This window comes from Mycobacterium sp. E2733 (assembly GCF_001667585.1).
GTDB lineage: Bacteria > Actinomycetota > Actinomycetes > Mycobacteriales > Mycobacteriaceae > Mycobacterium.
Window position 1 is genome coordinate 20,200 of record NZ_LZJZ01000048.1, and the last position, 21,812, is coordinate 42,011.

The 21,812-nt window shown below is 66.5% G+C and carries 23 protein-coding genes and 1 tRNA gene; 17 read left to right on the forward strand and 7 right to left on the reverse strand.

The genetic code is table 11. The features are described 5' to 3' along the window. The first annotated feature begins 212 nt into the window (after positions 1-212). The 6 genes from rpmF (at position 213) to A5678_RS09825 (ending at position 5,566) form a co-directional block, all read left to right on the forward strand. On the forward strand, positions 213-386 hold the full coding sequence (rpmF, locus tag A5678_RS09800; RefSeq protein ID WP_007168835.1) for a 50S ribosomal protein L32: 174 nt from the start codon (positions 213-215) through the stop codon (positions 384-386). A gap of 66 nt (positions 387-452) precedes the next feature. After that, positions 453-1,142, forward strand: a complete 690-nt coding sequence (mprA, locus tag A5678_RS09805; RefSeq protein WP_068041375.1) for a two-component system response regulator MprA — start codon at positions 453-455, stop codon at positions 1,140-1,142. 16 nt (positions 1,143-1,158) lie between these two features. Continuing rightward, the gene (locus A5678_RS09810) at positions 1,159-2,709 is read left to right on the forward strand and encodes a HAMP domain-containing sensor histidine kinase (RefSeq protein WP_068041376.1); all 1,551 of its coding nucleotides are present in this window, start codon (positions 1,159-1,161) and stop codon (positions 2,707-2,709) included. 75 nt (positions 2,710-2,784) lie between these two features. Further along, complete coding sequence (locus A5678_RS09815; protein WP_068041382.1) at positions 2,785-4,254, forward strand: S1C family serine protease; 1,470 nt, start codon at positions 2,785-2,787, stop codon at positions 4,252-4,254. Further along, a complete protein-coding gene (locus A5678_RS09820) occupies positions 4,254-4,811 on the forward strand; it encodes a molybdenum cofactor biosynthesis protein B (RefSeq protein ID WP_068041385.1) in 558 nt (185 codons plus the stop codon). Before A5678_RS09815 ends, A5678_RS09820 begins: the two co-directional genes overlap by 1 nt. A gap of 332 nt (positions 4,812-5,143) precedes the next feature. Continuing rightward, positions 5,144-5,566, forward strand: coding sequence for an MscL family protein (locus A5678_RS09825; RefSeq protein WP_068041388.1), 423 nt, complete (start codon positions 5,144-5,146; stop codon positions 5,564-5,566). 37 nt (positions 5,567-5,603) lie between these two features. Here A5678_RS09825 and A5678_RS09830 read toward each other — a convergent pair whose 3' ends face one another. From A5678_RS09830 to A5678_RS09835, 3 genes are all read right to left on the reverse strand, one after another. Beyond that, on the reverse strand, positions 5,604-6,281 hold the full coding sequence (locus A5678_RS09830) for an SAF domain-containing protein (RefSeq protein WP_068041391.1): 678 nt from the start codon (positions 6,279-6,281) through the stop codon (positions 5,604-5,606). Positions 6,282-6,348: 67 nt separating this feature from the next. Next, positions 6,349-6,690: an FmdB family zinc ribbon protein gene (locus A5678_RS26410; RefSeq protein ID WP_082945474.1), complete on the reverse strand. Its 342-nt coding sequence runs from the start codon at positions 6,688-6,690 to the stop codon at positions 6,349-6,351. Between the two features lie 88 nt (positions 6,691-6,778). Then, a complete protein-coding gene (locus A5678_RS09835) occupies positions 6,779-7,378 on the reverse strand; it encodes a 5-formyltetrahydrofolate cyclo-ligase (protein ID WP_068041394.1) in 600 nt (199 codons plus the stop codon). Between the two features lie 75 nt (positions 7,379-7,453). On the opposite strand from A5678_RS09835, the gene A5678_RS09840 reads away from it, so the two are divergent. The 5 genes from A5678_RS09840 (at position 7,454) to A5678_RS09860 (ending at position 11,724) form a co-directional block, all read left to right on the forward strand. Beyond that, positions 7,454-8,365: a UTP--glucose-1-phosphate uridylyltransferase gene (locus tag A5678_RS09840; protein WP_068041397.1), complete on the forward strand. Its 912-nt coding sequence runs from the start codon at positions 7,454-7,456 to the stop codon at positions 8,363-8,365. Positions 8,366-8,419: 54 nt separating this feature from the next. Beyond that, entirely contained in the window at positions 8,420-9,715 is a 1,296-nt protein-coding gene (gene glp, locus A5678_RS09845; protein ID WP_068041401.1) for a gephyrin-like molybdotransferase Glp, read from the forward strand. Between the two features lie 21 nt (positions 9,716-9,736). Then, the gene (locus A5678_RS09850) at positions 9,737-10,390 is read left to right on the forward strand and encodes a GNAT family N-acetyltransferase (RefSeq protein WP_197502088.1); all 654 of its coding nucleotides are present in this window, start codon (positions 9,737-9,739) and stop codon (positions 10,388-10,390) included. Between the two features lie 173 nt (positions 10,391-10,563). Continuing rightward, entirely contained in the window at positions 10,564-11,598 is a 1,035-nt protein-coding gene (glpR, locus tag A5678_RS09855) for a gephyrin-like molybdotransferase receptor GlpR (protein ID WP_068041405.1), read from the forward strand. A gap of 50 nt (positions 11,599-11,648) precedes the next feature. Beyond that, positions 11,649-11,724 (forward strand) — tRNA-Ala (locus A5678_RS09860). Positions 11,725-11,886: 162 nt separating this feature from the next. Here the strand turns inward: A5678_RS09860 and A5678_RS09865 are convergent. Then, positions 11,887-12,480, reverse strand: a complete 594-nt coding sequence (locus A5678_RS09865) for a TetR/AcrR family transcriptional regulator (protein ID WP_068041407.1) — start codon at positions 12,478-12,480, stop codon at positions 11,887-11,889. 168 nt (positions 12,481-12,648) lie between these two features. Between A5678_RS09865 and A5678_RS09870 the strand changes: the two genes are divergently transcribed. Together A5678_RS09870 and A5678_RS09875 are read left to right on the forward strand one after the other, a co-directional pair. After that, on the forward strand, positions 12,649-12,996 hold the full coding sequence (locus A5678_RS09870) for a hypothetical protein (RefSeq protein WP_231983622.1): 348 nt from the start codon (positions 12,649-12,651) through the stop codon (positions 12,994-12,996). Positions 12,997-13,006: 10 nt separating this feature from the next. Beyond that, positions 13,007-14,305, forward strand: coding sequence for a cytochrome P450 (locus A5678_RS09875; protein ID WP_068041411.1), 1,299 nt, complete (start codon positions 13,007-13,009; stop codon positions 14,303-14,305). 75 nt (positions 14,306-14,380) lie between these two features. Here A5678_RS09875 and A5678_RS09880 read toward each other — a convergent pair whose 3' ends face one another. From A5678_RS09880 to A5678_RS09890, 3 genes are all read right to left on the reverse strand, one after another. Beyond that, on the reverse strand, positions 14,381-15,769 hold the full coding sequence (locus A5678_RS09880) for a Rieske 2Fe-2S domain-containing protein (protein ID WP_068041460.1): 1,389 nt from the start codon (positions 15,767-15,769) through the stop codon (positions 14,381-14,383). 19 nt (positions 15,770-15,788) lie between these two features. Beyond that, on the reverse strand, positions 15,789-16,700 hold the full coding sequence (locus tag A5678_RS09885; RefSeq protein ID WP_231983623.1) for an SDR family NAD(P)-dependent oxidoreductase: 912 nt from the start codon (positions 16,698-16,700) through the stop codon (positions 15,789-15,791). An 80-nt stretch (positions 16,701-16,780) separates the two neighbouring features. Beyond that, complete coding sequence (locus tag A5678_RS09890; protein WP_068041465.1) at positions 16,781-17,677, reverse strand: enoyl-CoA hydratase/isomerase family protein; 897 nt, start codon at positions 17,675-17,677, stop codon at positions 16,781-16,783. Between the two features lie 77 nt (positions 17,678-17,754). Here A5678_RS09890 and A5678_RS09895 point away from each other — a divergent pair, with 77 nt between their 5' ends. Genes A5678_RS09895 through A5678_RS09910 form a run of 4 tightly spaced genes read left to right on the forward strand, consistent with a single transcriptional unit; the run spans position 17,755 to position 21,809 of the window. Then, on the forward strand, positions 17,755-18,180 hold the full coding sequence (locus tag A5678_RS09895; RefSeq protein WP_068041415.1) for an SRPBCC family protein: 426 nt from the start codon (positions 17,755-17,757) through the stop codon (positions 18,178-18,180). 50 nt (positions 18,181-18,230) lie between these two features. Then, positions 18,231-19,541 carry an amidohydrolase family protein gene (locus tag A5678_RS09900; RefSeq protein WP_082945475.1) on the forward strand — a complete coding sequence of 437 codons (1,311 nt, stop codon included), beginning with the start codon at positions 18,231-18,233 and terminating at the stop codon, positions 19,539-19,541. Continuing rightward, positions 19,538-20,743 (forward strand): acyl-CoA dehydrogenase family protein, encoded by a 1,206-nt coding sequence (locus tag A5678_RS09905; RefSeq protein WP_068041418.1) that lies wholly within the window; start codon positions 19,538-19,540, stop codon positions 20,741-20,743. Before A5678_RS09900 ends, A5678_RS09905 begins: the two co-directional genes overlap by 4 nt. Positions 20,744-20,756: 13 nt before the next feature. Continuing rightward, complete coding sequence (locus tag A5678_RS09910; RefSeq protein WP_231983624.1) at positions 20,757-21,809, forward strand: acyl-CoA dehydrogenase family protein; 1,053 nt, start codon at positions 20,757-20,759, stop codon at positions 21,807-21,809. Positions 21,810-21,812 lie beyond the last annotated feature (3 nt).

Here is a 21,812-nt window from a genome sequence, read left to right on the forward strand (position 1 = left end):
CGTCAAGGACGCCGTTCCCGGCTGCCGCGCCCAGATTGCCGCCATGGTCGTCGACGGTGCCCGGATAATCCCCGTCACGGCAATGTCGGCGCCGGCGGGCGCCGTTTTGGTGCGCAGCAGGCCACCGACTATCCTGGTGGCAATCGTCGCACGTTCGGCCCCATCGGCCACGCCGTGCGACAAGCCCCCGACCCGAGGAGTTAGGCCCGACCATGGCCGTACCCAAGCGCAGGATGTCGCGCGCGAACACCCGAAGCCGTCGCGCGCAGTGGAAGGCCACCAAGACGGAGCTCGTCGGTGTGACGGTCGCAGGCCAGAAGCACAAGGTGCCGCGCCGGCTGCTCAAGGCCGCCCGCCTCGGTCTGATCGACCTGGACCGGCGTTAGTTAATCTCGGCAAACACCCGGCGCGCCTCTCAGGCCGCTCTCAGGCGCCGGGACGACACTAGGCCCGTGCGGATACTGGTCGTCGACGACGATCGCGCAGTGCGTGAGTCGCTGCGGCGGTCGCTTTCCTTCAATGGCTACTCGGTCGAGTTGGCCCATGACGGGCTGGAGGCGCTCGAGATGATCGCCAGCGACCGGCCCGACGCGCTCGTGCTCGATGTGATGATGCCGCGGCTGGATGGCCTCGAGGTGTGCCGTCAGCTCCGCAGCACCGGCGATGACCTGCCGATCCTGGTGCTCACGGCCCGCGATTCGGTCTCCGAGCGGGTCGCCGGGTTGGACGCCGGCGCGGATGACTATCTGCCGAAGCCGTTCGCCCTTGAGGAACTGTTGGCCCGGATGCGGGCGTTGCTGCGCCGCACCAAGCCGGATGACGATGACGCCGAATCGGTGGCCATGCAGTTCTCCGACCTGACGCTGGACCCGGTGACCCGCGAAGTCACCCGCGGGCAACGCCAAATCAGCCTGACGCGCACCGAATTCGCCCTGCTGGAGATGCTGATCGCCAATCCGCGCCGCGTGCTCACCCGCAGCCGGATCCTGGAGGAGGTGTGGGGCTTCGACTTCCCCACCTCCGGCAACGCGCTCGAGGTCTACGTCGGCTATCTCCGCCGCAAGACCGAGGCCGGCGGCGAGCCACGGCTGATCCACACGGTGCGCGGTGTGGGCTACGTCCTTCGGGAGACACCGCCGTGACGAGTCGCCCGCGACGATGATCCGGTACCAACGACCCCAACGCGTACCGCTGCGCGCCACCAGCTCGTTGTCGCTGCGGTGGCGCGTCATGCTGCTGGCGATGTCGATGGTGGCGATGGTCGTCGTGTTGATGGCATTCGCCGTCTATGCGGTGATTTCGGCTGCGCTGTACAACGACATCGACAACCAGCTGCAAAGCCGCGCGCAGCTGCTGATCGCCAGCGGTTCACTGGCCGCCGACCCCGGCAAGGCCATCGAAGGCACCGCCTACTCGGACGTCAACGCGATGCTGGTGAACCCGGGTCACTCGATTTACACCGCGCAGCAGCCGGGCCAGACGCTGCCGGTCGGCGCGCCGGAAAAGGCGGTGATCCGCGGTGATCTGTTCATGTCCCGCCGCACCGCCCTCGACCAGCGGGTCCTGGCCATCCACCTGCCCAACGGCTCTTCGCTGTTGATCTCCAAGAGCCTCAAACCGACCGAGGCGGTGATGACCAAGCTGCGCTGGGTGCTGCTGATCGTCGGCGGCGTCGGCGCCGCGGTCGCCGCGGTGGCGGGCGGCATGGTCACCAGGGCGGGGCTACGCCCGGTGGCGCGCCTCACCGAAGCGGCCGAACGGGTGGCGCGCACCGACGACCTGCGGCCCATTCCGGTGTTCGGTAGCGACGAATTGGCAAGGCTCACCGAGGCATTCAACTTGATGCTGCGGGCGCTGGCCGAGTCCCGCGAACGGCAGGCGCGGTTGGTCACCGACGCCGGCCATGAATTGCGCACCCCGCTGACGTCGCTGCGCACCAACGTCGAGCTGCTGATGGCCTCGATGGAACCGGGGGCGCCGCGGCTGCCCGAGCAGGAGATGGTCGAGCTTCGTGCCGACGTGCTGGCGCAGATCGAGGAATTGTCCACGCTGGTGGGCGATTTGGTGGACCTCACTCGGGACGATGCCGGCCAGGTGGTGCACGAGCCGGTCGACATGTCCGAGGTGGTCGATCGCAGCCTGGAGCGAGTCAGGCGGCGCCGCAACGACATTCACTTCGACGTCGACATCACGCCCTGGCAGATGTACGGCGACGCCGCGGGGCTGTCGCGGGCGGTGCTCAATCTCCTGGACAACGCGGCCAAGTGGAGCCCACCGGGTGGTCATGTCGGCATCACCATGCGACAACTCGACCCGACGCACGCGGAGTTGGTGGTGTCCGACCACGGCCCCGGCATTCCGCCGCACGAACGCCGGCTGGTGTTCGAGCGGTTCTACCGTTCGACGACCGCACGCGCCATGCCGGGCTCGGGGCTGGGGCTGGCGATCGTCAAGAAGGTCGTGCTGAATCACGGTGGATTGCTCCGTGTCGAGGACACCGTGCCCGGCGGACAGCCGCCGGGAACCTCGTTTTATGTGCTGCTGCCCGGTCGGCCGATGCCGCCGTCGCCGTATCCGACGCCCGCCGCAGGTAATCCCGAGGAAGAGTCCGGCACCGACGCCACGGTCCCCGTGGCCGGCGACCAGTCGAACTCTCGGGAACCAGCGAACGTTATCTCAGTGGACTCTCAGTCCGCGCGGGCAAGGTAGGTCTGCAGCTACTGTTGAAGAACCCAGTCGAGCCGACGAGCCGATACTGAGATAGAGGAAGTGCGACCCAGCGACATGACGAATGACCCGAGGTATTCGCCACCGCCGCAGCAGCCGGGATATCGTCCCGCGCCGAATCAGCCTGCGCCCACCCCGAGCCATTCGGGGACCTCTGCTTACGGCCAGGGGCATCAGCAACCGTATAGCCAGCCATTCGATTGGCGGCGTCAATCGCAGACGACCCAATTCCGCCAGCCCTACGACCCGTACAACGGCACCGGTCCGGGCCGGATACCGGGGGGCACCGGAGTAGGCCCCGTCCCCGGGGCCACCGGGACCGGACCGATTCCGGGCATGCTCCCGCCGATGCTGCCGCCGGCCCCCCGAAAACGGTCCCGCGCAGGGTTGTTGACCGTGGGCGCATTGGCCATCGCGGTGGTGTCGGCCGGCATCGGCGGAGCCGCGGCGACGGCTGTCGAGCTGGGCACGCACAACACCAACGGCAATGCGCACACCGTCATCGGTGCGCCCAGCGTCCCCGCGGCGAACATGGCGCCGGGCAGCGTCGAGCAGGTCGCCTCCAAGGTGGTGCCCAGCGTCGTCATGCTGGAGACGGATCTGGGCCGCCAGTCCGAAGAGGGCTCCGGCATCATCCTTTCCGCCGACGGGCTGATTCTGACCAACAACCACGTGGTGGCGGCGGCCGCGGGGCCGCCGAGGGGCCCCGCGGCTCCCCCCGGCGGTCCGCCCGGAGGCCCCGGTGGCGGACCCGGTGGTCCGGCTCCTAAGACGACGGTGACCTTCGCCGACGGCCGCACCGCACCCTTCACGGTGCTCGGCGCCGACCCCACCAGCGACATCGCCGTGATCCGCGTGCAGGGCGTCTCCGGCCTCACCCCGATCTCCCTGGGTTCCTCATCGGACCTGCGCGTCGGCCAACCGGTGGTGGCCATCGGGTCGCCGCTGGGTCTGTCGGGCACGGTGACCACCGGGATCGTCAGTGCGCTGAATCGGCCGGTGTCCACCACCGGTGAAGCGGGCAACCAGAACACCGTGCTGGACGCGATCCAGACGGATGCCGCCATCAACCCGGGTAACTCCGGTGGCGCGTTGGTCAACATGAATGGCCAGCTGGTCGGCGTGAACTCGGCCATCGCCACCCTGGGTGCCGACTCGCCGGACGCACAGAGCGGTTCGATCGGGCTCGGGTTTGCGATCCCGGTCGATCAGGCCAAGCGCATCGCCGACGAGCTGATCAGCAGCGGCAAGGCATCGCACGCCTCGCTCGGCGTGCAGGTGACGAACGACAAGGGCACCCCCGGGGCCAAGATCGTCGACGTCGTGCCCGGCGGCGCGGCCGCGAGCGCAGGCGTGCCCAAGAATGTGATCGTCACCAAGGTCGACGATCGCCCCATCAGCAGTGCCGATGCCCTGGTCGCGGCCGTGCGGTCCAAGGCGCCCGGCGACAAGATCTCGCTGACCTTCCAGGATCCCGCTGGTGGCAGCCGTACCGTGCCGGTGACCCTGGGGAAGGCGGATCAGTAATGCGAGTGGAAGAACCCTCGGCTGCGGGATTGTCGGAGCTCGGTTATACCGTGGCGCCCATGGAAACGGGTGCGGAGTTGGTGGTCGGCCGGGCCCTGGTCGTGGTGGTCGACGACCGCACCGCTCACGGGGACGAGGACCACAGCGGGCCGCTGGTAACCGAACTGCTGACCGAGGCCGGATTCGTTGTCGACGGTGTGGTTGCGGTTGCCGCGGACGAGGTCGAGATTCGCAACGCGCTCAACACCGCGGTGATCGGCGGGGTGGACCTGGTGGTCTCCGTCGGCGGGACGGGTGTCACGCCCCGCGACGTCACCCCGGAGGCCACCCGCGAAATCCTGGACCGGGAGATCCTCGGCATCGCCGAAGCCATTCGGGGGTCCGGGCTGTCCGCGGGGATCATCGACGCCGGGCTGTCACGGGGCCTGGCCGGGGTGTCCGGAAGCACGTTGGTGGTGAACCTGGCCGGTTCCCGCTACGCGGTGCGCGACGGAATGGCGACGCTGAACCCGCTGGCCGCTCAAATCATCGGGCAGCTGTCGAGCCTGGAGATCTGACCGCTCCTGGGGCTTGGCTGTGACCAGACCTTCCAGGTATCGACGCAGAATCGGGTTCACGCACTCAGAAGCCGATGTACGGGCTCGACGCGGACGCCTATAAGTACTCGACGCGGACGCCTATAGGTACGAGCAGCGGTGGCGGGAGAACGTGCCACCTCACCACGGCTGACAGGGCACCCGACCAAGGGGTTCTGTTTCCGGCGTCACGGCGCGGTCAACTTTTGGTAGCCAATTGTCCGCGAAATGTGCGATAGCGCCCAAACCTGGCATAGCGTTTTCTAGGGCGGCGGCGCGCTGCCCTGATAGTTGGCGCTACGGGAGGTCTGCGCATGTTCAAGGGATTCAAGAGTTTTGTGATGCGCGGTGACGTGATCACCGTCGCCATCGGTCTGGTTGTCGCCCTGGCCTTCTCGAACCTCGTCAAGGCCTTCACCGACAGCGTGATCAACCCGCTGGTTGCGGCCGTGCAGCCCAATGCCAAGTTCGGATTGGGTTGGCAGCTCGGCGATGCCGGCAACAAGGCGACCTTCCTCGACATCGGATCGTTCATCTCGGCGATCATCTATTTCGTCGTCTTCATGACGGCCATCTACTTCATGATCGTGTTGCCCTACAAGCACATCCAGGCCCGCCGCGGGGTCGCCGTGTTCGGCGAAGAACCGGCGACGAAGGCATGCCCGGAGTGCAAATCCGACATCCCCGAGGCCGCGCGCAAGTGCAAATACTGTGCCAGCCTCCAGACGTCCGCCTGATCCGGTTCACCTCGGGTGCGAAGTCGCAGCGAGGCACTCAGTGCAGGGTGAGGGTCACCGCCTGACCCAGCGCCGAGCCCGCGACCGTGTTCGCCACGCGAGCCGGCAGCGCAACTAACACTACGCGGTCGCCGTCGTTGCCCTGGATCTTTGGCTTGGCCGACACGAGCACCACGACGGCGTCGGTGGCCACCACCTTCGGGGCGGTCTGGGGAGTCTCCGGCGCGCCGGTGGCCGGCGCGGCCAGCACGTCGACGACGTCGCCGACGCGGACAAGGTCGATCAGACCGCTGTCCGCCAGCCGCAGCGGCACGATGCGGGCGCCGGGTCCCGCCTTCGACGCTATTGCGGCCTCGGCCAGCCGGCTCCCCAGTAACCGCACATCGGTGAGCACCTCGCCGCGTCTCGTCGGGCCGGCCAGCGTCGAACCGGCCACGGTGCTGACGTCGGCCAGTGACCCATCGGGAATGGTTGAGGCCAAACGTTTTTCGAGACGAACATCGGCGACGGTCAACGCGACGCCCGGCCGCAGGTCGTGATCGGCGACCACCACCTCGGCATAGTCACCGGCCGGATTGGAGCGCAGCGCCGCCAGGCCGGCCAGCACGACGAGCCCGCCCGCGGCGACCCGCCGCGCCAACACGGTCCGGGTCCAATCCGGACGCAGCATCAACAGGCGGCTGAATAGGCTTGGATTCAGCGATGATTCGCCCACGCCGCAAAGGTAAGCGCAACGCGATCACCGGCGACTGCCGGCGGCGGATGCGTTTGTGGATAACCCGTTAGCTCGAGGCGGCTGCGGTGGAGGCCGTGGAGGCGCTGCTCGACTTCTCGCTCGAGCTCGAGCCGGATTTCTCGCTCGACCCGGACTTCTGGGCGGATCCCGTCGTCGAACCGGAGTCGCTCGACGAGGACCCATTCGTGGAACTTGTGGACGTCTTGCCGGACTCTCGGCTGTCGGTGCGGTAGAAGCCGCTGCCCTTGAACACCACGCCCACGGAGTTGAAGCGCTTGCGCAGCCGCCCGGAGCAGCGGTTGCAGGTGGTCAGCGCGTCGTCGGTGAAGGCCTGCACGATGTCGAAGCGATCGTCGCACGCGGTGCACTGATAGCTGTAAGTCGGCACAAAAACCTCCGGATGATCGCAAAGTCTGTTAGCACTCTAGCGTCTCAAGTGCTAGAACCGCCACGTGACGCCACTCATTCCCGATCCGTTACCCCAGATTGAGTGCGATTAGTCCCATTCGCGGCGTGAGCGCATCGGTCATCGGTATGTCGTGCGGCTCGGCGGGCAACTCGTCCACCAACTCCGCGTCGCGCACCAGCGCGACCAGCCGGGCACGGGGGTCGCGGTCGGGCAGGGAGCGATCGTAGAAACCACGCCCCCGGCCCAGCCGCACCCCCGAGCGGTCGACGGCCAACGACGGCACCAGGATGACGCTCGCCTCCGCGATCGCCGACGCGGGCAGCCACGGCTCCGGCGGCTCCAACAACCCCCACCGCGCGGACGTCAAGGTGCCCGGCCGGTATTCACCCCAGCGCAGCGGCAGCGGCGTGTTGTCCGCGGCGGTGCGCGCAACCGGCAGCAGCAGCCGTCCGGCGCGCCTCAGCAACACGTCCAGCATCTCGATGGATCCGGGTTCGGCGCCCACCGGCACGTACGCGCATACCGTGCTGACGCTGTTCACAAAGTTTTCCGCGGCTTCCAGTCGCTCGCACAGCATCCGCGCCTCGGCGGACCGGACGGCGTCGGCAACGCCGCGCCGGGCCACCTGCAGCTGCTCCCGCAACGTGGCCTTGCTGGTAGTCGCCATCCCTTAACCATTGCAGCCGTGTCTTCGGCCGCGCCACACCGACTCGGCAAACCACATCGGGTTATCGTGTGAACAATGTCAAGCCCAAAAGTGGTGGTCCCACACACGGCGATCGTGCCCGCTGCCGGTCTTGGTACCCGATTCCTGCCCGCGACGAAAACGGTGCCCAAGGAGCTGCTGCCCGTCGTCGACACCCCCGGCATCGAGCTGGTCGCCGCCGAGGCGGCTGAGGCGGGCGCCGACCGCCTGGTGATCATCACCTCCGAGGGCAAGGACGGCGTCGTCGCGCACTTCGTCGAGGACCTGGTCCTCGAGGGCACGCTGGAGGCGCGCGGCAAGAAGGCGATGCTCGACAAGGTGCGTCGGGCGCCGCAGCTGATCAAGGTCGAGTCCGTGGTGCAGGCCGAGCCGCTGGGCCTGGGGCACGCCATCAGCTGCGTGGAGCCTGCCCTGACGCCCGACGACGACGCCGTCATGGTGTTGCTGCCCGATGACCTGGTGCTGCCGACCGGCGTCCTGGAGACGATGGCGAAAGTCCGGGCGGACCACGGCGGCACGGTCTTGTGCGCCATCGAGGTGACGCCCGAAGAGATCAGCTCCTACGGCGTTTTCGACGTCGAGCCGGTGCCCGGCGATGAAAATCCCGACGTGCTGAAGGTCAACGGCATGGTCGAGAAGCCCAAGCGCGAGGACGCTCCATCGATGCTGGCCGCGGCGGGCCGCTACGTGCTCGACCGCGCCATCTTCGACGCGTTGCGCCGCGTCGACCGCGGAGTGGGCGGCGAAGTCCAGCTCACCGACGCGATCGCCCTGCTCATCTCGGAGGGCCACCCCGTGCACGTCGTCGTGCATCGCGGATCCCGACACGACTTGGGAAATCCCGGCGGCTACCTCAAGGCTGCGGTTGACTTTGCATTGGATCGTGACGACTACGGCCCTGATTTGCGGCGATGGTTGGTGGCGCGGTTAGGCCTGGCCGAGAGGTAGCCGGCCGATGCGCCCAGCCCAGGACGGCGCCCGTCTAGGGCAGAGAGGCGCGCTGTGCGTTCTGTGGAGGAGCAGCAGGCCCGGATAACGGCTGCCGCGGTGGCTCCGCGGCCCATCCGGGTGGCCATCGCCGAGGCGCAGGGGCTGATGTGCGCCGAGGAAGTAGTCACCGAGCGCCCGATGCCCGGGTTCGATCAGGCCGCAATCGACGGCTACGCGGTGCGCAGCGTCGACGTGCTGGGCGTCGGCGAAGTGGGCGCCGACAGTTTGGGCGAGCCGCCCGGCGAGGCGGAGCGCGACGAAGACCGGCGCGAGGGGTTGGTGCTGCCCGTGATGGGAACCATCGAGGCCGGTGCGCGCACGCCCAGCCGCCTGCAGCCCCGACAGGCCGCCCGCGTGCACACGGGAGCCCCGCTACCCACGCTCGCCGACGCCGTGATCCCGTTGCGCTGGACCGATGGCGGCAGCTCGCGGGTGCGGATCCTGCGCGGGGCGCCGTCGGGCGCGTACGTGCGACGCACCGGGGACGATGTGCAGCCCGGTGACGTCGCGGTGCGCGCCGGGACGGTCATCGGCGCGGCCCAGGTCGGCCTGCTGGCGGCGGTCGGGCGCGAACGGGTGTTGGTGCATCCGCGGCCGCGGGTGACGGTGGTGGCCGTCGGCGGCGAACTGGTCGACATCTCGCGCACCCCCGGCAGCGGCCAGGTGTATGACGTCAACTCTTACGCGTTGGCGGCGGCAGCCCGCGATGCCGGTGCGGAGGTCAACCGCATCGGCATCGTCAGCAGCGATCCCGGCGAATTCCGCGAAGTCATCGAGGGCCAGATCAACCGGGCCGAGGTGGTGGTGATCGCCGGCGGTGTCGGGGGCGCCGCCGCCGAGCCGGTGCGGTTGGTCCTCTCCGAGCTCGGGGAGATGGAAGTCGTCCGCGTCGCGATGCATCCCGGGTCCGTCCAGGGATTCGGGCAGCTCGGCCGCGACGGTGTCCCGACGTTCCTGCTGCCCGCCAACCCGGTCAGCGCGCTGGTGGTCTTCGAAGTGATGGTGCGGCCGCTGATCCGGCTTTCCTTGGGCAAGCGCCAGCCGATGCGCAGAATCGTGCAGGCCCGCACGCTGTCGCCGATCACGTCGGTCGCGGGGCGTAAGGGCTACCTGCGCGGCCAGCTGATGCGCGACCAGGAGACCGGTGAATATCTGGTGCAGGCGCTGGGTGGTGGGGCCCCGGGGGCGTCCTCGCACCTGTTGGCCACCCTCGCCGAAGCGAACTGCCTCGTGGTGGTGCCCAGCGGCGCCGAACAAATCCGCACCGGCGAGATCGTCGACGTCGCCTTCTTGGCTCAACGCGGTTAAGTGCGACGACTCCGCGCGCGCGTGAACCTGTTGCGTACCAACGCCCGTCATCCGGGTTGGCCCCTGGACGTCGGCCCGTTGCGGGTCCCCGCGGGGGTGGTCCGGTTGCGGCCGGTGCGGATGCGCGATGGCGCCCAGTGGAGCCGCATTCGGTTGGCCGACCGGGCGCACCTCGAACCGTGGGAGCCAAGCGCGGAGGGCGATTGGACCACCCGGCACACGGTCGCCGCGTGGCCGGCGCTGTGCTCCGGTCTGCGTGCCGAGGCTCGTGCGGGCCGGATGTTGCCCTACGTCATCGAGCTCGACGGGCGGTTCTGTGGCCAGCTGACCATCGGCAACGTCACCCACGGCGCGCTGCGGTCGGCGTGGATCGGCTACTGGGTGCCCCGGTCGGCGACCGGCGGCGGGGTGGCCACGGCGGCGTTGGCGCTGGGCCTGGACCACTGCTTCGGCCCGGTGATGCTGCATCGCGTGGAGGCCACGGTGCGGCCCGAGAACGCCGCCAGCCGGGCCGTACTGGCGAAAGTCGGCTTCCGCCAGGAGGGACTGTTGCAGCGTTATCTCGAGGTGGACAAGGCGTGGCGAGACCATCTGTTGATGGCCATCACGGCCGAAGAGGTGTCCGGATCGGTGGCCTCGACGCTGGTCCGCGGAGGGCACGCCAGCTGGGCCTGACCGCCCCGCTTGATTGCCGCCCAACCCTCCGCTTTGTGGCTACCGCGACACGAGTGACTTGTGGTGCTTGTGAGAGGCAAATTACAGGTGTGTAATTGTCCTGGTCACTAAGACCCGGCCGTGCTGGCCCCGGTGGGCCTCGCGGGGATCGGAATCGAAGAGAGCAGGTCGTCATGCCAAGCATTCCGCAGTCACTGTTGTGGATCTCGCTCGTAGTGCTCTGGCTCTTCGTCTTGGTGCCGATGCTCGTCAGCAAACGCGACGCCGTGCGGCGCACCAGCGACGTGGCCCTGGCGACCCGGGTCCTCAACGGTGGCGAGAACTCGCGGCTGCTCAAGCGCAGCGGTCCGGCCGCCGGTCACCGCAGCGACCCCGACTGGAAGCCGCCGGAAGAGTCGGCCGAAACCGAGCTCGACGAGGACCGCGACCTCGCCGAGGATGAGGACGAAGAAGACACCGACGAGCTGCGCCAGCTGCGCCCAGTGGTCATGAAGGTCGCGGCGCCCGAGGACACCGAGCCGGACTACCTCGACGTCGACGTCGTCGAGGACTCACAGGCGCTACCGGCGGCCGCGGCGGTCGAGGAGGAAGCCGAAGCCGACGAGGACGACGAGGATTCCGACACCGACGTGGTCGCTCACGGGGGCGACGAGGGTGACGGGGGCGACGAGGGCTACGAATACGTCGAGGACTCTTCGGGTCTGGAGCCGGGGGCCGAGGCCGAGGCCGACGACGAGGAGATGCCGGCGCCGGCCCCCCGGAACGCGTCGCGCCGCCGCCGGTTCGACACCAAGACCGCGGCCGCGGTCAGCGCCCGCAAGTACGCCTTCCGCAAGCGCGTGCTGATGGTGATGGCCGTCGTCCTGGTCGGCACGGCCACGGCCGCATTCAAAATTTCGCCGAGCGCCTGGTGGGCGTGCGGCAGTGCCACGGCCGTGACGCTGCTGTACCTGGCCTACCTGCGGCGCCAGACCCGCATCGAGGAGAAGGTGCGTCGCCGCCGCATGCAGCGGATGGCGCGAGCGCGGATGGGCGTCGAGAACGCGTACGACCGCGACTACGACGTGGTTCCGTCGCGGCTGCGGCGTCCGGGCGCGGTGGTCCTGGAAATCGACGACGAGGACCCGATCTTCGAGCACCTGGATTACGCGATGCCGATGCGGAACTTCGGTTGGCCCCGCGACCTGCCGCGCGCCGTCGGCGAGTAGCGCCGGCGGTTCGGCGGTTCGTGCCGCGGCTGGTAGCCTGCTAGCGGTCAGGGGCTATGGCGCAGTTGGTAGCGCGACTCGTTCGCATCGAGTAGGTCAGGGGTTCGAATCCCCTTAGCTCCACCAAACTGGAATCCGCGTCAAGCTTGATCCAGGCCTGGCTGCTCTCCGAATTCGCCGTGCGGTGACGTCGCTGAGCTGCCGAACGGCGAAGGTCTCCACTCCTTCGCACGGTCGGTTCGAGCTCCGTCCTGCAGCGGTTGGTGTGCAGCGGGGTTCCTTCGCTTGTCAGCGAATCGAGAGGCCGTTAATCACCGTGTCGATCAGTCCCTCATAGCGGCCGATCGTTTCCTGCGCCGATGTCGTGACGCTGAGCATGCGGTACAGCATGGCTCCGATTATCGCGTCGGCCGCGGCTTCAATGTTGGCGTCGGCTCGGATCTGACCGCGCGAGATTCCGGTTCGTAACCGTTCACCCAAGGCGTCGTGAAAGCGGCCGGTGAGTTGGCCGTACAAGATGTCGCGGTCGTGAAGATCCTCGGCGGCCGCAACCGCTAAGGCGCGCACAAGCGCAACGTTGTCCGCCGCGGCGCTGAGTGCGGCAGACGAATGCATCCAGGTTCGCAGGTCTGCCACCGTGTCGCCCGTATCAGGAAGAGTGAAGTCGGCTTGGGCGTACGCGTGCATCACGGCCTCGGCCACGAGCGGAGCTTTTGACGGCCATCGGCGATAGACCGTCTGTGTGCCCACGCCGGCGCGAGCGGCGACCTTGTCCATGGACACCCCCACGTAGCCGCTCTCAACAAGCAGGGCGCGGGTGGCGTCGAGGATGGCCTCGTGCGCTGCAGCACTGCGCGGTCGCCCTGGCCGAGATCGGCTCACCAGACGACCCTAATCCAGGATGGTGAGTCGCTCCTGCCCCTACTGAGGTTGACCGCGGCGCTGTGTGCATGTGGACATAGCCTGTCACATCGTGCGACTATTTACGAGAAAATTCCTCTCGTATTGAAGGATGCTTGTGGTGTTCCCGTGGTAAGTGAACGCGATTCGATGGACGCACAACTGAGGCGTCTCGCGACGATTGACACTCAGGTTCGCAATGCCGAGGGAAACTACTATCGGGCACTAGTGGTCACCGTCATCGGGCTCGCGCATTTTGCGGTTCCCAGAGTCTTCGACCCCATCAACCGCCTTGCCTTCCGGGACAATCCGCGCACATTCACCTACATCAATGGCGCGATCGAAACGATGATGGGGGTCCTGATGGCCGTTTCACGGACCCGCGGGATATTGGCTTTCGTGTCCACCGGCTACGTCGTATACCTCGTCGTCAACATCATTCGAACGTGGACGGCAAGACGCAGCCACCCGGATCGCGCCGGCGGACAGTCCGGATAGGGGAGCCAAGATGTCGATCAGCGAGAAGGTGCGAACAGGCGTCGAGGCTGTCAAGCCGTTCAGTGACGCAGTGCATATGAACGTGGCTGCCGCGATTCGGACCCGCCGACGCGGCTACGACGGCTGGACTGGCGCGGTGAACACCGACTACGACCCACAAGATCCGGCTACTGCGGCACAGCCGTTCGGGGCCTACCGCGCCCTGCACAGCGGTGGGCGGGTGCACTACAACCCGCGGCGGGCTACTTGGATCTTGAGTCGTCTCGAAGACGTTCGGGCCGCGCTGCGTGACACTGACCAAGTCACCAGCACCGAAGGGGTTACCCGCCTGCGGATTTCGGCGCCGCTGGCGGTACTCACCGATGGCGAAGAGCACACCCGCCTTCGCAAACAGGTCCAGCCCGGCTTCAGCAAGGGTGCCATGGACGCATGGAAGGACATGACCGACAAGCTGGCCGTGGAGCTGGTGTCCAACCTTGTGTCCAGTCCCGGAAGCGACGTCGTTCAGCAGTTGGCAATACCGATGCCGATTCGGCTCATCGCTCAGATTCTCGGAGTGCCCGAGCGCGATGTCAGCGACTTCCGGCGTTGGTCCGAAAACCTCGTTGGCGTTATGGAACTGCGTGCCACCCCCGGAGCCCTCGCCGGAGCCGCGAAGTCGATGACCGCCGTAGTGGCGTTGCATCGTTATTTCATGCGGCAATTCGCCACGGGCGGACTCAAGGGCTCAGGCACCGTGTTGGGTCGGTTGCTCGAGCACAATACCGACGGCAGCCTCACCGATCGCCAACTGCTTCTGATCGCGATTCATCTGTTGATCGCTGGCAACGAAACGACGACCAACCTGCTCGGTGGGATGTTCGACACCCTTGCGCACAACCCCGAGCAATACAACTCGATCCGCGCAGATCCCGACCTCATTCCCATGGCGGTCGAAGAGCAATTGCGAATCACGACCCCCATCCAGAACCTCTATCGCTACACGCGCGCCGAATACCAGGTCGGCGATGTCACCATCCCGACCGGCTCACGAATCCTGTTGTCATTCGGTGCGGCCAACCGCGACCCGTCGATCTTCGACAATCCCGACGAATACCGCGCAGACCGCAACCCGCGCAATCACGTCGCGTTCGGGTACGGCGCGCATATGTGCCCGGGAGCGCCATTAGCCCGCATGGAAGCGCAAGCGGTGCTACGAGAACTGGCGAGCCGAGTCGCCCAGGTCTGTCCTGCCGGTCCAACGACTTGGTCCACCCACAGTTCCCTTCGCGGCCCAACCCGCCTGCCAGTGCGTCTCATGCCAGCCTGATCGACAGCCCCTAGGCTCCCGTATATACCCGGCAGTCAACGACTCTCGCTCCCGGTGCCGACGCTCCCGAATCGCCTACTGTCTGTCCCCGGCGTCGCCGAAAAGGAATCTGTCGGCGATCGCGTGTTCGTTGCGGATCGACATCTCCTGCGCGGTGTTGAGCCAGAGCCCATCAAATCCCGCGGAATGCATGCCGGCATGGATCGCGCCGATGTTCATCAGGTCTTGCGTCGGAAGCTCGCCCCAACCGTCGTGGTCCTGCCACCGCTTGAAGATCTGCCACTTTGTTTGGGGAACTTTCCCCGGCGCGAAATGCTCCAACGAGAACATTTCGAACGTGCACCGGTTCGGATCCTCGGCGTCGGGCAGCATGCGGTATCCGAGCAGGCATGACTTCTCGACAAGGATGACCATGCTGGGGAACACATGCCAGTCGCCGTTGCCCGCGAAGTACTCCTCCATCGACATCTGCGGAAAGTCGACGCCTTCGGCGCGTGCGAGTTCCTCACACATCTGGTGGTACAGCATGAATGGTGGGACGTCGCTGGGCTCCAGCGTGGCAAGCTTCTGCGCGGCGCGGTAGTCGCGCTCGGTGACCAGTGATCCGACTTCCAAGTACTGGTATTGCATCGAATTCGCGAACACTTCCGGTCGCGCTGACAGTTCTTGACGCCCTTTGTCGCGCCCGGCGTGTTCGGGGCGCTGCGTGTAGACGAACCGAGAGTGGTTTTTGTAGGTGATGGTCGGCGTGTAGGGAGCGTAGACGTACTCCTGGGGCGCTGCCGGGGCCGTGGAGGGCCGCGGGCCTTCCGCCGACCGCATCGTCTGCGGATGGGTGCCCGGCGTGTGATAACCCTCGATGAATGCGTCGACGACGGTTTTCCAGTTAGCCGGCAAGAACGTACGCTTGCGCCAGCGAAAGCGCATGTCCTGCAACCGGAACGGCGCTAGTGCGGTTGGCAGCGGGTCCAGCCATTCGAGCAGATCCGGCGGATTTTCCGCCATACTCACGAACACCCACCCGCCCCACATGCCGACATTCACTGGACGCAGGCCCCACTGCTCGCGCGGGCGGGACGCGAACTCCTCGCGGCAGGGAACGAAGGAAGACCGACCGTCCAACGCGTAGCGCCAGCCGTGGAACTCGCAGCGGAACTCCCTGTCCGGCAAGCATCCGCTGTCGCGGGCAACCTTCATCCCGCGGTGAGCGCAGGTGTTATGGAAGGCTTTGACGCCGCCGTCCTTCTGGCGCACCACCACGATGGATTGCCGTCCGACCGAGTATTCGTAATAGCTTCCGGCATCGGGAATTTCCTCTTCGCGACAAGCCGGCTGCCAAACCTGGGTGAATAACCGGTTCAACTCGAGTTGCAGGAACTCCGGATCGATGTACCGGCTTTTGGGAACGAATGTCTCTCCACAGGAGAACTTCTCGGGTATCCGTTCGGTGGCTAGCTCGGTCATGGTCACCCTCTCCCTGTGTTCAGCCGGCGGGTGGTTTGTCAAAGATGTTGGGATACAGGACGGCCTCCTTGAAGGCCGTCTCGATCTCCGCGAAGGCGGTGGGGATGTCCCAGGTTCCCGAGGCCGTCACGATTTCGCGTTCGACAACGGGATTAGACATCAGGCTGATGCGGCCGTTGCCGGCGAAGATCACGCGTCGGTTGAGCCAATCGGACTGCGTGCTGGCCAGATACGCCACGGGAGGCACACAGTTCCTGGGCGACAGGCGAACATTGCTGTCCGAATAGTCCATGCTTCCGCCACCCTTGATGCCCTGAGTCATGCGGGTACCGGCAATGGGCGCGATCGCGTTGGAACGCACGCCGTAATTTCGTAATGCGTTGGCGCACGAGAACGTCAGGCCGACGATTCCCATCTTGGCCGCCGCGTAGTTTGGCTGGCTCGGGGCGCCCTGCAGCCCCGACATCGAGGTGAAGTTGATCAGCCGGTACTGGCCTCCCCGGTTCTCGCGCCACCACGCCGCCGCGTGCCGCGTTACGTTGAAGGTCCCCTTGAGGTGCACCGAGATCACCGCATCCCAGTCCTGCTCACTCATCTTGAACACCATGCCGTCGCGCAAGATCCCGGCCGCGTTCACCACGACATCCAGACCGCCAAGCGTATGGGCCGCGCGGTCTATCAGCCTCCCGCACGCCTCGAAGTCGGTGACGTCGGTGGCATCTGCGAAGGCCTTACCGCCGCCACTGGTGATCGCCGCGGCCACCTTTTCGGCGGGGCCGCCGTCTTGCCCGGTTCCGTCGACGCTTACCCCGGCATCCGATACCAGGACGGTCGCGCCCTCGGCGGCCAGGCCCTCGGCGACCGCGGCGCCGATTCCGCGCCCGGCGCCCGTCACCAGCGCGGTACGTCCCTCAAGGACACCCATCGTCATGCAACTCCTTGCGCTAAGTTGTCTGTTTCAGCATACAGAACACAAATACATGATTTGTATAGTTGTCGAGCAGCCGGTTATTAGTCGAACCCCCACTCCCGATAGCGGCGCTCGAGCTCCGCCAGGGCCTCCCGGCCGCCGCGGGCGCCGCGTTCCTTCATGAAATTGAACTCGTCTTCGCGCCACGACAAGTTGCTGAACACGGCATGGGCCATCGGAACCCAATCGCCGAATTGCGCCATCCCGACGGCGTGCCAAAACGCGATCAGGGCGTGTTTGCCTACCATCAGCCCGTCAGCGGAGTGATGAGCGATCGCGCGGGCATAACGCATGGCCTCGTCACGCAATAACTCTGCGGGCACCACCGACGCGGCCACTCCCCAGTCACGGAGCTCGGTCGCGGGCACCTTCCGCCCAGTGATCATCGCTTCGTAGCCGCGATTCGGGCCCAGCTTGAGCAGCGCCAGCGGCATGGCTGTGGAGAAGCCGGCGAACCCGATGCGCGACTGCGGCCGGGCAAGATACATGTCGTCGGAAACCACCAGGATGTCAGCGGCGAGGGCAAGGTTCATCCCGGCGCCCAGCGTTGCGCCCTGGCAGGCGGCGATGACCGTCTTGGGAAATTCCAGCCAGGTCGTCAGGTGCCGGTGCAGGCGGCGCGCGTTTCCCAGGCGCGCGGTCTGCGGTAATCGCTTGCCTTTGGTCAGCCCCGCCTGTTCGACGGGGAGCCGCCGGACGTCGTCGCCGCTGCAAAAGTCCTTGCCCTCGGCGAGCAAGACGACCACTTTGATGTCGTCGTCGTCTTCGGCGCGCGTCAGCCGCTCTTTGAACAGGGTGTGCATGTCCGGCGAGAGAATGGCGTTGCGGCGGTCCGGCCGGTTAATGGTGATGTGGGCGATGTGCGGCTCCACCACCTCGTAGCGAACCCAGTCCTCATCGACCTCGAATTCGCCTTCAGCGGCGGCGTCGGTGCTCACATCACCCTCCTTCGCGCTTCCGCAGTACACAAGTACACTAGTCGATTAACTGTTACACCGGGTGATACGGTCAGCGGATGCCAACCCTCACGGTCACGAAGCGGCTTGCAGCATCACCAGAGGCGGTTTGGGCGGTCCTCGCCGACTTCGGTGACGTCGGCTGGATTCCCGGACCCAGCGACGTCAGGGTCGAAGGCGAGGGACCGGGTATGCGGCGGTTGATCGCTGCGAGCAGTGAGAAGCCGGTGATCGAGACGCTGATCTGGATCAAGCCGGAGCGGCGTGCGCTGTCATATGAGATCACCAACAATCCGATGCCGGTCAGCCGGTTTATCGCGGTGACGACCGTCTCCGATGCCGTTGACTCGCCCGACGAATCGACCGTCGCCTGGGAAATCGAGTACGAGGCGATCGGCGACGATGCCAGTGCGCGAGAAGCCATCGAGGGCGTCTATGGCCTGATGGCCGGCTGGGTGCAGGATTACGCCAACGCCCCCCGTTGACTGAATGGAACACTTAGACAATATCTGTTTATTAGTTTAAGATCTTTCAGGTGATTGATCCCTGCGATCTGGTGCTGATCAGTGTCGACGACCACACCGTCGAGCCCCCCGACATGTTTGCTGGACGAGTGCCGAGCCGCTTCGCCGACGACGCTCCGCGCGTCGTCGAGGATGCCGACGGCATGTGCTTCTGGGAGTATGACGGTCTGCAGTTGCCCAACATCGGACTCAACGCCGTGGTCGGGCGCCCCAACGACGAGTGGGGATTCGAGCCGTCGCGATTCACCGACATGCGGGCCGGATGTTATGACGTCGACGCCCGCGTCAACGACATGAACGCCTCGGGTGTGCTTGCTTCGCTGTGTTTCCCGTCGTTTCCGACCATCTCGGGGGCGCTGTTCACCTATCGGGGTGACCGAGAGGTTTCCGAGGTGATGGTCCGCGCCTACAACGACTGGCATATCGAGGACTGGTGTGGACGGCACCCCGACCGGTTCATCCCGATGGGCATTCTGCCGCTGTGGGATCCGGCGCTTGCGGCCGCGGAGGTGCACCGGCTGGCAGCGCTGGGCTGCCGGGCTGTGACCGCCCCACAACACATCAGCAACTACGACCAGCCACCTTGGCAGGACCCACGCTGGGACCCACTGTGGGAGGCGATCTGCGAAGAGAACACCGTCGTCAACATCCACATCGGCACCGGCGGCGGCCTCCCCGTGCCTTCCGACCTGACCACATACCTGGCCTACAACTCGATGTTGCCGATCGACACCCAGAGATTCACCGCCGACCTGTTGTTCTCTCCGATCCCGACGAAGTTCCCCACCATCAAGTTCTCCCTCTCGGAAGGGGGCATCGGGTGGATCCCGTTCCTACTAGAACGTTTCGAAGACATCTACTCACGCCAGCGGGCGTGGACGGGTGACGACCTCGGCGACGGCCTGAGCCCCACCGACGTGTTCCGCCGTAACTTCATGTCGTGCTTCATCCGGGACCGCGTGGGCATCGAAATGCGCGAGCGCATCGGCGTGGAGACCATCTGCTGGGAGATGGACTACCCACACTCGGACAGCAGCTGGCCCGACGCGCCCGAGCAGTTGGCCGCCCAGCTGGAGGGCTGTACCCCCGACGAGGTCGAAGCCATCACATGGAGAAACGCAGCGCGCGCCTTCGGCTATACCGGCGTTGAGCGGCTCGGCCGAGAGAACTGCACCGTGTCGGCGTTGCGGCAGAAGATCGCCGCCCTGGATCTGTCCGCGCCGAAGGTGGACGCCGGACGCGCGCCCAGGGCGGGCGCCACGGCGATCACCTACGGCGACATGAAGGTGCGGATGGCCTCTATCATCCGCGGTGGCGCGTGACCGAGCCAGACTACGGCGTCGTCCTCGGTGAGGCCGATCGCGGATTCCGCGACGAGGTACGCGCCTTTCTGGCATCAGCGCTGACCGCCGACGTACGCGGTACAGCGCGCGACGAGACCGATCGTCTTGATCGAATGCGGCTGTGGCAGAGCCGTCTTCACCACGCCGGCCTCGCCGCGATTTCCTGGCCTGAGCAATTCGGTGGTCGCGGTGCGTCGCCCGTCAAGCAGCTGATTTTCAACGCCGAGATGGCCGCCGCGCACGCGCCCGAGCCCATCAATCGCAGCGCCATCAATCAGCTGGGGCCCACCATCATCCAGTGGGGTACCGACGAGCAGCGAACCCGTTACCTGCCCAAGATTCTGTCCGGCGAGGAGGTTTGGTGCCAGGGGTTCAGTGAGCCCGACGCCGGTAGCGACCTCGCCGCGCTGAAAACCAGGGCCGAGATCGACGGCGACGAGCTGGTGGTCACCGGCCAGAAGATCTGGACCTCCAAAGCCCAATACGCCGACTGGATCTACATTTTGGCCCGTACCGATGCCCCGGCTGACGGCAAGGCCGACAGGCACGCTGGACTCAGTTACATATTGGTGCGGCTGGCCACTCCCGGGATCGAGGTGCGCCCGATCCGGCAGATCACCGGCCAGGCCGAGTTCAACGAGGTGTTCTTCGAATCCGTACGCGTTCCGCTCGCCAACGTGCTCGGGCCCCTGCACGGTGGTTGGAAGGTCGCCAAGTCGACGCTGGGCTACGAGCGCGTCGGCCAGAGCCGTACCCACCGTATCGAGCGAAGGCTGGCGATCCTGGTCAGGATGGCGCAAGAAGAAAATGCCCTGGCGAGCGAGGGGTTGGGCGATAGCTATGTTGCCGATCGAATCGTCGGGTTCGCCGCGCAGGTGGAAGCTTTACGGCAGATCTCTGCGCAGGCGACCGCCGCCGGCGTCCGTGGCGTCGCTCCCGGGCCCGAGGCGTCGGTGGCCAAGCTGCTGACCTCCGAGGTCGACCAGGCAATGGCCAACTTCGGATTAGACCTCGCCGGGCCCGGGGGGACGCTCGAGCGTGGCTCGGTGGGAGCGACCAAGGGCGGCAATGTCGCCCAGAGCTACCTCCTGATGCGGGCCGCGACATTCGGCGCCGGCACGTCGGAGATCCAGCGCAACGTGATAGCCGAGAAGCTACTGGGGCTGCCCCGTGACCCCTAACGCGCTGCCCCCATTGGACGAAATCAGCGACACTGCAGCCGAACTCGCACAACTGCGCGAGTCGGCCGACGATATCCTGCGGCGCGCGTGGTCGCTTGAACCGTTCCGGAGTCTCCTCGACGGTCCCGGCCCGGTGTTCGAACCGGGGTTGTGGCAAACCATAAGCGAGTTGGGCTGGCCCGACGTCCTGGTGAGTGACGACAATGGCGGCGGAGGCGGCAGTCTTCGGGAGCTCTGCGTGCTGGCCGAGGCGGCGGGCTTTGCGGCGGCCCCGCTCCCGTTGGCCGCGGCGGCCGCGGCCGGCTGGTGCGAGGATCGGTGTTCTGACGGCCTCAGTATGGTATTGCCCGGACACGCTGAGTTGAGCACCGACGGCGTCTCGGGTGTCTGGCAGGTCGTCGCATTCGGCGCCTGCGCCGACCGTATGCTCGTCTGCGCGGGCAACGACGACCGTACTGTTCTGGGCTTGGTGGATCCGACCGGCGCGGGCGTCGAACGCGAGCCGGTATCTCCACTGGATCACAACCCGGCCGCACGAATTACTCTGCGCAGTGTGCCTATTCAGGTCATCGAACAAGGGGAACGGGCCGGGTCCCGCCATCAGGAGGCGATGCAGCGCGCATTGATCGCGCAGGTGGCCGAGCTGGTCGGAATTGCGTCGGCCGCCAACGACGCCGCGACCGCCTATGCCAAGGTTCGCATCGCGTTCGGCCGGCCGATCGGGGCGTTCCAGGCCATCAAGCACCGTCTCGTCAACCAGCGCTGCGCGATCGAAGTCGGGCGTGCGCTGGTCAATCGCGCCGCCGACGCATGCCAGCATGGGCAGTCCGACGCCGCGGCCCTGGCATCGCTCGCGGCCTTCTGGGGTATCGACTCGCTGCGGGCCGTACCCGAGGGCGCCACACAGGTATTCGGCGGCATCGCCTACACCTGGGAGCACCCCGCCCATATCCACCTTCGGCGGGCGGCGAGCGCAGCCGCAGCGCTCGGGCCGCGCGCCTATCACCGCGACGTCGTCACGCGCTGGCTCAGTGCCCGCCACGCGTCCGCCGACATCGGAGGCTAGTGA